The following is a 9,852-nucleotide window of genomic DNA, read 5'->3' as shown; positions in this document are numbered from 1 at the left end:
CTTTCAACTCGATTTCTTTAGCTACCGTTACACCATCTTTGGTGATAGCCGGAGAGCCAAATTTTTTATCGATGATCACGTTACGACCTTTAGGGCCGAGGGTTACTTTAACCGCATCTGCCAAAGCGTCAACGCCACGCTTCAGGCGATCACGAGCTTCGGTGTCAAAAAAAAGTTCTTTTGCCATAGCTAAATGACTTTATAAGGTGTTGTAGTGTGAACCAAGGTTCACGTTGGGATGTAAAAGGAAATTAAGCAACAACCGCTGCCTCAGTAAGTACCGCCAGGATGTCTGATTCCCGCATGATGAGGTAATCTTTTCCGTCGGAAGAGATCTCCGTACCTGAGTATTTACCGTACAGAACGGTATCGCCTTCTTTAACCGTCAGGGGTTCATCTTTTTTGCCTGGGCCAACAGCCACTACTACTCCGCGTTGAGGTTTTTCTTTGGCGGTATCGGGAATGATAATTCCGAACGCAGTCTTTTCTTCTGCGGGAGCCGGTTCTACCAGAACGCGGTCTGCCAAAGGTTTGACGTTTACTGACATGTTAGTGATGAGATAGATTTGTTAACTTTTCGATTAACCATCTGGTTAGGTAGCCTGACTACGATTCCTGTGCCAGCCTGAATCGTCTGTCAATTTTACCGGACTTGCTGACAATTGCTGCGAAAAGCCTGGCAAACCAAATGAATGACTTTGACTTTAGGAAATTACTGTTAAAATATTTGGCAATTTCTTATAAAATAATAGATTCGGGGATTGGAATATAAACCAGGAGGGAATGAAAAAGTTACAAAAAACCTGGATTACCGACGGATTGCTGGATTTTGAGTACAAAAAATACCAGTTATTGGCCTACCTGAAACATGTCAATGAACATTTTCAGGAAAAAAAGCTCTTCCCTGAACTGTCAGATTTACAGCTTCATTACCAGGAAAGTCTGGCGTTACAGCAACAGCAAAGCCAGTGGTCGGACCATATTCGCCGCAAATTGGTAGGCATCGACCGCGAAAAATGGCAACTCAAGTACACCAGTGAATTCGAAGCCTTGCCGCCGCTGGAGGAAGTAGATGAAATTCTAAGCTACGCCATACCCCGGCTCGAGCATACGCTCAGTACGGGGAAAACGCTGTTTCAACACGTTACCCAAGCCCTGTCTATCGCTCCGATTGGCATTATGCCGCTTTTCCGGAAAGAAGGTTATCTGTTTGTGTACGAGAACATCAACCGGGAGCTACGGATTTATCAGTACAAAGTGCAGTTATTTGAAAGTACAGCCCCGCCGAGCCGACGGGTTGAAACCCGACTGATCGATTCGCGTAATAAAAGTTATACAACGACGTTCGAAAGTATCAAGATGGAACTGGTTCGGAAGAACAGGGATTTACCCAATCCGGCCTCGTATCTGGTAGAAAGTACCCTAGGCTATCCTATGGATGAAACGTTGCTGCCCATAGCCCGGCAAAAAGTGGCTCAGGCCGTAGAAGATTGATTCGCTAAAATCCAAGATCCGACTTAGGTCATACGCTGTAAAAACGAAAAACCCTCCGAGCGAAAGTTCGGAGGGTTTTTCTATACCTGAATTTCTTATTTCTGAGGCTGTGCTGGTTGAGCGGGAGCCGGTTGTGCAGGAGTCGTAGGAGCGGGCGTTGCCGGACGCGGAGCAGGAACCGTTACCGCCGGAGCTGCCGTACCTAAACCATCATCCATTCCATCACCGGCAGTCTGACCCGTCAGGAAGAATACAGAAACCAGAGCGAACACGGCAATGGCTCCACCAAAACCCCAGGTGAGTTGTTCGAGTAAATCACCCGTTTTTTTCACGCCAAAGAGTTGTTGGGAACCGGCTCCGGTAAACTGCGAAAGTCCACCGCCTTTAGGGTTTTGAATCAATACCACCAGGACTAATAAGGCAGCCACAATGATGGAGAGGATAATTAACGTAGTAAACATTGGGTTCTTTTATAGAAAGGGAAAATGGTGTTCACGTTTAAAACAAGGAAAGTCGACTTTTCAGTTCCTCGATTTTGATTGCAAAGTACGCCTTTTTTTCTGGAAACTTCAACTGTAGCTTTTCGTAGATTTCGATGGCCTTCTCCGTTTTTCCCTGCCGGGCCAGTACTTTGGCATACGCTTCCGTTAAAGGCGAGCTGCTAGAGACTTGTTGCTTATGAGCCAGATCCACGGGCTCTTCGTCGCTTAGACCGGGTTTAGCCCGGAATGGACCGATCCGAGGTTCGGCTTGAATGAAGCGATCAATGATGGCCAGCTGATCGTACGCGGGCGTTTCAAATTTCTCTTTTTCGGCTTTTTCTTCCGATTTTTTAAGGAGTACTTCCGAATAATCCAGACCTCGTAGGGCTTGTACCGGATTGATGGCTTCGAATACTGGAACGGGCTGCGTTGAGATCTCCTCTACTTCCCGGGGATGACGACGCGTAAACGGTAATCGTTGTTCTTCGGCAGGCGTAGTCGCTGCCGGAAATTCTCCTCCAATGAATTTACGCAGGGCGTTGCGGCTCAGCGAATAGGCAGCCGCTTTGCGTAAAGCCGCTGGGGCATCCGTATGATCGGCCTGATCGGTATAACCTTTCGCCAGCAGTACGTGCCCGGTTTGACAGAAAGGGTAATGTTCTACCAATTCTTTGAGATAAGCCACGTCATCCGATGAAAGATCGGTTGGATTGGTAACTAGATAAGAAAAAATATCGCGTTGCATAAGGTGCCCAGTGGAGGAGGTCCGTCTAGCCAAAATGGCCAGGGGAAACTTTAAAATGTAGATTCTAAGATACAGAATTTCCTGCTCCGGAATCAATAGTGCCTACTTTTCACGGCTAAGAAATGTCTAAAGTAATCGTTGAATAAAACCGCAACAGATTCTTACAAATGAATTTATTGAGTAGGAAAGGATTCGTAGAAATTTTCTTGGGTTTTTCTGAAAAATATTACCAGTCGCCCGCTGTTTTGTTAAAAATATCCAGAATGATCTGCTCCAGAATGGGCGGAATGAGCTGTCCTTCGACTTGATTCAGGGTTTGGGTTTGCGGGAAATCCCGGAAAAACGAGAAGGGTTGTTCAAAACTCGCCGATTCATCTTTGGTATTTACAAACCGAACCGTAACGGTGATGGTTAGTCGGTTCAAACCCGCCTTATCCTGGGCCGTAGGAGCCTGCGGCGTCACGTCGTAACCCGTAATGGCTCCTTCGATTAACAAGTCACCATCGCCGCCCGGCTTGAGTTGTAGCCGGGTATTTCGCTGGAAATATTCTTTTAGCTGTTCGGTAAAGGTGTTGGGTAGGGTAGCCGGTCCACCCGCCGCATTCATGACGAAGTTGTTGATCGTAATGGTTTTCAAATCCGCCGAGATTTTCCCACCCGGCGAAAAGGAATACGGACCGCAACCGTTCAAGAGGACGCCTGGTAGCAGAATCAGGAGCAGTAATAAAGTGCGGCGTAGGGTTTTGTTGCCGTGGAAAGGACTACTCTTCGTCAATCTCATACTGTTTGATTTTCCGGTACAGCGTCCGTTCGGAAATACCGAGGGCCTGAGCCGCATTTTTACGTTTATTGCCGTTTTTACGCAGGGCTTTGATAATCATCTCTTTCTCTTTCTTTTCCAGCGAAAGCGATTCATCTTCCGACTCGTCCGTCACATCCACAAAGCTGGAATCGTTGGACGGATCCAGCGAAAAGACATTGGGTGATGCGGGCGGCGTAGCCGTAGTCGAAACGGGCAGGTACCGGGTCGGCGTATGATTTTCACTAAAATTAACGGGTTCGTCGGTCACGCCCTGAAACAGATTGGCGTGTTGCCGCAGAATTTCACCGTCGCCCGCACCATTCTGTGCCATTTCCACGAACAGTTTTTTCAGTTCAGTCACGTCGCGTTTAAGGTCGAATAGCACTTTGTAGAGTAACTCCCGTTCGTTAAAGTCCTGGCTTTGGCCGTCCCGGAATACGTCCGGTAGGGACGAACGCTGGGCATCCGGAATGTACTTGAGCAACGAACGACCATTGATGGTACGTTCTTCTTCCAGGATAGAAACCTGTTCCGCCAAATTTTTTAATTGGCGAATATTTCCCGGAAAACGGTAACTCAGCAGTACTTCCCGGGCATCTTCGGTGAGCTGTACGGGGCGGATGCGTTGGCGTTCGCTGAAGTCCGCCGTAAACTTCCGGAAGAGCATCAGTACGTCATCGCCCCGGTCCCGCAGGGGTGGTACGAAAATGGGCACCGTATTCAAACGGTAGTACAAATCTTCCCGGAATCGGCCTTTCTCCACCGCCTGCATCAGATTGACGTTGGTGGCGGCTACGACCCGAACGTCGGTCTTCATGATTTTGGAAGAACCGACACGGATAAACTCCTTGTTTTCGAGTACCCGTAAGAGCCGGGCCTGCGTACCCAACGGCATTTCCGCGATTTCATCGAGAAAAATGGTACCGCCGTCCGTTACTTCAAAATATCCCTTTCGAGCATCGACGGCTCCGGTAAAGGCTCCTTTTTCGTGTCCAAATAACTCGGAATCAATAGTTCCTTCGGGAATGGCTCCGCAGTTGATCGCAATAAACTGCCCGTGCTTACGGGTCGATAATTGATGTATAATCTTGGAAAACGACTCTTTCCCGCTTCCGCTTTCTCCGGTAATGAGTACCGTCAGATCGGTAGGAGCGACCTGGGCTGCGATTTGGATGGCGTAATTCAGTGCTGATGAATTACCAATGATACCAAACCGCGATTTTATGGATTGTATTTCCTGAGGTGACATGTGTGAAATGGATAGAGCTTAGAGAATGGATAAATGGGAAAAAAGAGTATTGCCTAACGAATGCCAGGCCATACTCTTTTTCGGGGATCTATGCTCTAAAGAACGGGTTCGCCCAGCAAGGTTGCCGCCGTACAATCCGTAACCAATACATTCACGTATTGACCTTTGGTAAAGTTATGTTTGGGGAACACAACGACCTTATTCTGGTCGTTACGGCCCTGCAGGTGCTCAGTGGAACGCTTGGATGTTCCTTCCACGAGTACCTTGTGGACCTTACCAATGGCCTGCTGATTACGTTCGAGGCTGTGCTGTTGCTGTAAGGCAATGATTTCGTTGAGGCGACGCTTTTTCACGTCCTCCGGAATGTCATCGACGAACTTCTTAGCCGCTGGCGTACCCGGACGCTCCGAGTAGGCAAACATGTAGCCGTAGTCATACTTGACGTAATCCATGAGCGTAAGCGTATCGCGGTGTTCCTCCTCCGTTTCCGTACAGAACCCAGCGATCATATCCTGCGAGATGCCGCAGTCATTGCCCAGAATCCGACGAATGGCGTCAACCCGGTTTATGTACCATTCCCGGTCGTAGGTCCGGTTCATGATTTTCAGTACGCGGGAATTTCCGCTTTGGGCCGGCAGGTGGATGTAGTTGCAGACGTTGTCGTACTTCTTCATCGTGTACAACACTTCGTCCGTAATATCCTTGGGGTGGGATGTACTGAAGCGTACCCGCAACTCCGGACTTACCAGGGCTACTTTTTCCAGCAATCCAGCGAAGTTTACCTGCTCGGTGCCGTCTTCCGAAGCCCATTTGTAGCTATCTACGTTCTGGCCCAGCAGTGTCACTTCCCGATAGCCCTGTGCAAACAAATCCTGAGCTTCCTGCACGACGGAATACGCATCTCGCGAACGTTCGCGACCCCGCGTGAAGGGCACTACGCAGAAGCTACACATGTTGTCGCAGCCCCGCATGATGCTGATAAAGGCTGTTACGCCGTTGGAATTCAGGCGTACCGGAGCAATGTCGGCGTAGGTTTCTTCCTTGGAAAGAAAAACGTTTACGGCTTTCTGGCCCGTTTCTACTTCGTCGAGCAAGCGAGGTAGGTCGCGGTAGGCATCGGGGCCTACCACCATGTCAACCACCTTTTCTTCTTCCAGTAATTTCGCTTTAAGGCGTTCGGCCATGCAGCCCAGTACACCAATCATGGTGTCGGGTTTGCGGCGTTTCAGGCTGGTAAAAGTGCTTAAACGGTTCCGTACTTTCTGTTCGGCATTGTCGCGAATGGCACAGGTGTTGAGTAGTACCAGATCGGCCTCGTTAATGCTGGAAGTCGTTGCAAAGCCTTTTTCCCGCATGATGGAAGCCACGATTTCGCTGTCGGAGAAGTTCATCTGACAGCCGTAGCTTTCAATATATAATTTCTTCTTGCCAAGTGCATTTTGCTCATCCTCGAGTAAACGGGGAAGGTCAATGCCTTGCTTATCTTCAGGAGTCAGGATTTCTAAGGTCTTCATGGGTGCTCGGAGCGTTGAGCCTCAGGCTTTCCGCTTACATATCTAAATGTTCGTTGAATTCAGAAGTACAAAGGTACAAAAAAGCTGACAGATTGGCAGTAAAGAATTAACGTTGAAAGGCTGGATTTTGTGATAAAGGGGAGTGATCGAAGTTGAGAGGTAAGGTCCTTTCGAGACTTTTCAACTCGGTTCATAAATCAAGCGTATGGGAAAGGTTTCACAATTTCGATAACCTTTCATTGGTCCCGCTGATATCTATAACATAAACCTTCATTTATTAGCCATTCTCTATGCCTGCCCAACTAACCATCGACTCGATTACTGATTTTTGTTTGCAAAAACTCGATTTCTCGAAACTGAAACTAGACCCTGAATATTACTACGCTCACCTTCCGCTTTGCGTGGTAGACAGTGTCTTTTCCATGGGTGTGAAGTACGAATCCGTCCGAAACGTCGTTCGACGAATGGAGCCGCTGGTTGGTAACACCATTTTCCGGGATTATGGTTCTTTACCCATCGACCCGTCACAGCAGATTTCGGTGGCGGCTTTTCTGGAAAAAGTTGAACAGCAATCACCCGAAAAGCTGGCTCTGGAAATCTACCAGAATAAACAGCGAACCTCTACACAAAACGGAATTCTGAAAGCAGAAGCCGTCAGTCGATTTTTACGGGTACTAGCCGAATTTAATGTGCAGTACTTTCAGGATGTCCCTCGCCTCATCACGGATACGAATTTCGAACAACAGATCAAGCGTATTCCCGGACAGGCCAGTGGTATTTGTCTAAGCTACTTCTTCATGCTGGCGGGAAACGACCAGCTTATCAAGCCCGATCGGATGGTACTGGCGTTCCTGGAAGTTATTACGGCAAAGACGGTAACGCTACAAGAAGCACAATTGATTTTGGAAAAGGTATCGAGCCAACTCGTTTTGAAAGGATACGAAATGAATCCCAGATTACTGGACAATTTAATCTGGAACTACCAGCGTAAACTACCCAAAAGGCTCTCTGGTACCAGGATGAACAGTGTACTTTAGTAGGTTGTTTCTAGTTTATACGCAGAAATTTTGAAGTACTTTTACTGCACTCTGTCTCCACCTCACCATCGTATACGCTATCCATGCTTCACCTGCTCTGGAATATCCTCAACCTGGCTATACTGCTTTACTTTCTCTATTTGTGTTTGAAAGCTACGCAGTTACTCCGGCAAAATCTGGGCTGGTGGGCGGCGTCTATTTTTGCCGTTGGCGTCTTTTCATCGGCCGGGAAGTCTGTTACAAACCCAGCGGATGAAGTACAGAAACAGGGGTTAGTATCCCGAAATAGGGTAGCAGAGCAGGCTATACGTCGAACTCAGGTCAAGTTGCAAAAAGAACTACTGTCCAGCTACAATCTGTATCTACTGTACGGACCAGCTAAAGATTCCAGTAGTATTGTCGTCATAGATGCTTATTCAACCATGAATGGCCTTACGGGTGGAGTGGTCTGGAAACCAAAACTTATAACCGTGCATCCCGCTGAAAACACATTAAAATACAATGTGACGGGAATGCTGGAATGGCGGCTTTTAGGAATGACGCTGTACAGCGAATTTAAACAGTATCAGGGAAACGCTCCGCTAAATGAAAGCCTTAGATTAGAAAGGATACCCAATCCCAAAACGTAGTTCCGGGCGATATCGATTCTCCAGCGTTGGATTGAACATATCGCCCAGTACCCATTGACCCAACCCACCATCGGCACGTGGACGGGCGGGTTCGTAAAGCTTGATACCCCAGTCGGCCCGCAAGATGAAGAACGACTTATCAAACCGCAGGCCAAAACCCGCGTTAAGAGCCGTCTGACTCAAAAAACTGCCCGGTTTGAATTGCGATTCGGTCTGATTCGTTCGCAGTAGCCACACGTTTCCGGCATCCACGAATAAGGCTCCATTGAAATCGCCAAAAAGCTTGAATAAGGGGAACCGCCATTCGGCATTGAGTTCCAATTGTACATCACCAGGGCGTTCAAATTTATAACTCGGAACGACCACTCCTGACTTGAGTGTATCAAAACTGGCCGCCTGAGCACCCAGTCCTAACTTACGCGGATTCCAGCCTCGCATCGAGTTGGCTCCCCCGGCAAAAAAGGCCTTTTCGTAGGGGAGAATCCCCCCATTCTTGGAGTACTCCCAACCAATGCCTCCAAACGCCCGGAAGACGAGCATGGACCGCCCCCGGCGGCGTAAGGGAACGTAGACCCGGTAATCTACGCTGGTTTTCAGGAATTTATAATAGCGGAGATCCTCGTTGTCAGTCAGCTGATCCTGCCTACTACGCGAGAGTAAGTTCAGGGTGGTACCACCCGATTCAGCGAAAACGCGTAAGTACTTCGTCCGACGGAAAGTGTTTAAATTCAGGTTATTATCGTTGTACACGTACGAGCCGCTGATACTGGAAACAAACGATCGATTGAAGGTGTAGATGAGGTTATTTCCGGCGGATTGCTGTTGGTCCAAAAACTGTTTAAACGCCTCGGATTGACGACTGGTATTGATCAGGTTAATATCCAGCGGACTGAAGTAAAACGTTTCCTTGGACGAAATTTGCCAGGAATAATTCATCGCCAGTTTAAAGCCCGTACGCCGAAAATCTTTCCGGTCGCTGAACGAATAACCGATCCCGACCTGGGTACGCGGAGCACTGTTGCTGTAGCGAACTTTCATCGCCGCCGGAATCAGGAGTTGCGGAAAAATCAGTGAGGTATTCAGACCCGCTTCAAAGTTTTGATCCTTGAAGGCCAGATTCTGCGAGCTTTGGGTAAAACCGGGCTGACCATCGTATCCGGCCTTTCCGGCGATTTCCAGCGTTTCCAATCCCTGGAAGAAATTCCGGATACGTAAGGCTCCATTCAAAAAAGGACCGGGTAAGCCTTGGTACACGTTCATGCCCACCTCCGACGTAAGCTCATACCGTTGCAGCGGCTGGGCGTATACCAGTGCATTCAATCGGTGATTACTGGCCGTATCGTAGGTAATGTTCGGGAATTTGAATTGATCAAGCGTCCCCAGCATCCGTAGCGTTTCGTTGTGAAACGTCTGGTTATAGGTAGCTCCGGGGCGTACCTTCAGCTTGGCATCCAGTAGTCGGGTCGAATAGTTCTTCCCCACGAAAATGTACCGAATGCCATTGTAAACGGTCGAGTCTAGGTGCGAAGAGGGTTCGGAAGGGTCGCGACCATCGACCACAAACGTGACCGAATTAATCTGGTAGTAGGGGTAGCGGAACGGCACGGAATCGATCACCATCGTGACATTCATATGGTGCTTCAGGGGCTCGGCTAGTGAAGTGTCGTAGGTACCGGTAAATGAAATATTTTCCTTCGAGAAGCCGTAGTACCCCCGATCTCGCAGTAAGGCTTCCACCCGTTCGCGTTCGGCACTGAAATTACGCTCGTCGACCCGGTTTCCTTTTCGCAGAAAGCGAATGCCCCGGGCATTGTGAAGGATGCTGTCAATGCGGGGGTCAACGGTAACCAGCCGGATGGAATCCAATACGTAAGGTTTCCCCTGCTGCACTTCGTAGAGC

11 protein-coding genes are annotated in these 9,852 nt (G+C 48.6%); 3 read left to right on the top strand and 8 right to left on the bottom strand.

Translation table 11 applies throughout. The annotated features are described in order from the left end of the window. On the bottom strand, positions 1–187 hold a 187-nt coding region (locus tag ACOJTG_RS12500), incomplete at its 3' end, for a TCP-1/cpn60 chaperonin family protein (RefSeq protein ID WP_420154120.1). Between the two features lie 64 nt (positions 188–251). Further along, positions 252–548 (bottom strand): co-chaperone GroES, encoded by a 297-nt coding sequence (locus ACOJTG_RS12495; RefSeq protein WP_094813464.1) that lies wholly within the window; start codon positions 546–548, stop codon positions 252–254. Between the two features lie 235 nt (positions 549–783). On the opposite strand from ACOJTG_RS12495, the gene ACOJTG_RS12490 reads away from it, so the two are divergent. Continuing rightward, positions 784–1,494 (top strand): hypothetical protein, encoded by a 711-nt coding sequence (locus ACOJTG_RS12490; RefSeq protein WP_420154119.1) that lies wholly within the window; start codon positions 784–786, stop codon positions 1,492–1,494. Positions 1,495–1,589: 95 nt separating this feature from the next. Here the strand turns inward: ACOJTG_RS12490 and secG are convergent, their stop codons facing one another. The 5 genes from secG to miaB all read right to left on the bottom strand — a co-directional run bounded on the left by secG (position 1,590) and on the right by miaB (position 6,286). After that, positions 1,590–1,955 (bottom strand): preprotein translocase subunit SecG, encoded by a 366-nt coding sequence (gene secG, locus ACOJTG_RS12485; RefSeq protein WP_102201516.1) that lies wholly within the window; start codon positions 1,953–1,955, stop codon positions 1,590–1,592. Positions 1,956–1,992: 37 nt separating this feature from the next. Next, positions 1,993–2,721 (bottom strand): hypothetical protein, encoded by a 729-nt coding sequence (locus ACOJTG_RS12480; RefSeq protein ID WP_420154118.1) that lies wholly within the window; start codon positions 2,719–2,721, stop codon positions 1,993–1,995. A 226-nt stretch (positions 2,722–2,947) separates the two neighbouring features. After that, on the bottom strand, positions 2,948–3,502 hold the full coding sequence (gene lptE / locus ACOJTG_RS12475; protein ID WP_420154117.1) for an LPS assembly lipoprotein LptE: 555 nt from the start codon (positions 3,500–3,502) through the stop codon (positions 2,948–2,950). Further along, positions 3,483–4,772, bottom strand: a complete 1,290-nt coding sequence (locus tag ACOJTG_RS12470) for a sigma-54 interaction domain-containing protein (RefSeq protein ID WP_420154116.1) — start codon at positions 4,770–4,772, stop codon at positions 3,483–3,485. The genes lptE and ACOJTG_RS12470 overlap by 20 nt, the downstream gene beginning before the upstream one ends. A gap of 95 nt (positions 4,773–4,867) precedes the next feature. Next, positions 4,868–6,286 carry a tRNA (N6-isopentenyl adenosine(37)-C2)-methylthiotransferase MiaB gene (gene miaB / locus ACOJTG_RS12465; RefSeq protein ID WP_420154115.1) on the bottom strand — a complete coding sequence of 473 codons (1,419 nt, stop codon included), beginning with the start codon at positions 6,284–6,286 and terminating at the stop codon, positions 4,868–4,870. Between the two features lie 290 nt (positions 6,287–6,576). Between miaB and ACOJTG_RS12460 the strand changes: the two genes are divergently transcribed. Both ACOJTG_RS12460 and ACOJTG_RS12455 read left to right on the top strand, forming a co-directional pair. Then, positions 6,577–7,323 (top strand): hypothetical protein, encoded by a 747-nt coding sequence (locus ACOJTG_RS12460; protein WP_420154114.1) that lies wholly within the window; start codon positions 6,577–6,579, stop codon positions 7,321–7,323. 83 nt (positions 7,324–7,406) lie between these two features. Further along, the gene (locus tag ACOJTG_RS12455; protein ID WP_420154113.1) at positions 7,407–7,952 is read left to right on the top strand and encodes a hypothetical protein; all 546 of its coding nucleotides are present in this window, start codon (positions 7,407–7,409) and stop codon (positions 7,950–7,952) included. On the opposite strand, the gene ACOJTG_RS12450 is transcribed toward ACOJTG_RS12455, so the two are convergent. Next, positions 7,923–9,852, bottom strand: a 1,930-nt coding sequence (locus ACOJTG_RS12450; protein WP_420154112.1) for a BamA/TamA family outer membrane protein, incomplete at its 5' end; no start/stop codon positions are given. The genes ACOJTG_RS12455 and ACOJTG_RS12450 overlap by 30 nt on opposite strands.

The organism is Siphonobacter sp. (genome assembly GCF_048595215.1).
GTDB lineage: Bacteria > Bacteroidota > Bacteroidia > Cytophagales > Spirosomataceae > Siphonobacter.
Note: the sequence above shows the minus strand (reverse complement) of the source record. Positions and strands in the feature narration are given on the sequence as shown.

What these genes read in the sequence shown, in the direction of transcription:
- ACOJTG_RS12460 (WP_420154114.1), top strand. Translation starts at nt 6,577, where the DNA reads ATGCCTGCCCAACTAACCATCGACTCGATTACTGATTTTTGTTTGCAA.
- miaB (WP_420154115.1), bottom strand. Translation starts at nt 6,286, where the DNA reads ATGAAGACCTTAGAAATCCTGACTCCTGAAGATAAGCAAGGCATTGAC.
- lptE (WP_420154117.1), bottom strand. Translation starts at nt 3,502, where the DNA reads ATGAGATTGACGAAGAGTAGTCCTTTCCACGGCAACAAAACCCTACGC.
- ACOJTG_RS12455 (WP_420154113.1), top strand. Translation starts at nt 7,407, where the DNA reads ATGCTTCACCTGCTCTGGAATATCCTCAACCTGGCTATACTGCTTTAC.
- ACOJTG_RS12495 (WP_094813464.1), bottom strand. Translation starts at nt 548, where the DNA reads ATGTCAGTAAACGTCAAACCTTTGGCAGACCGCGTTCTGGTAGAACCG.
- ACOJTG_RS12470 (WP_420154116.1), bottom strand. Translation starts at nt 4,772, where the DNA reads ATGTCACCTCAGGAAATACAATCCATAAAATCGCGGTTTGGTATCATT.
- ACOJTG_RS12480 (WP_420154118.1), bottom strand. Translation starts at nt 2,721, where the DNA reads ATGCAACGCGATATTTTTTCTTATCTAGTTACCAATCCAACCGATCTT.
- secG (WP_102201516.1), bottom strand. Translation starts at nt 1,955, where the DNA reads ATGTTTACTACGTTAATTATCCTCTCCATCATTGTGGCTGCCTTATTA.
- ACOJTG_RS12490 (WP_420154119.1), top strand. Translation starts at nt 784, where the DNA reads ATGAAAAAGTTACAAAAAACCTGGATTACCGACGGATTGCTGGATTTT.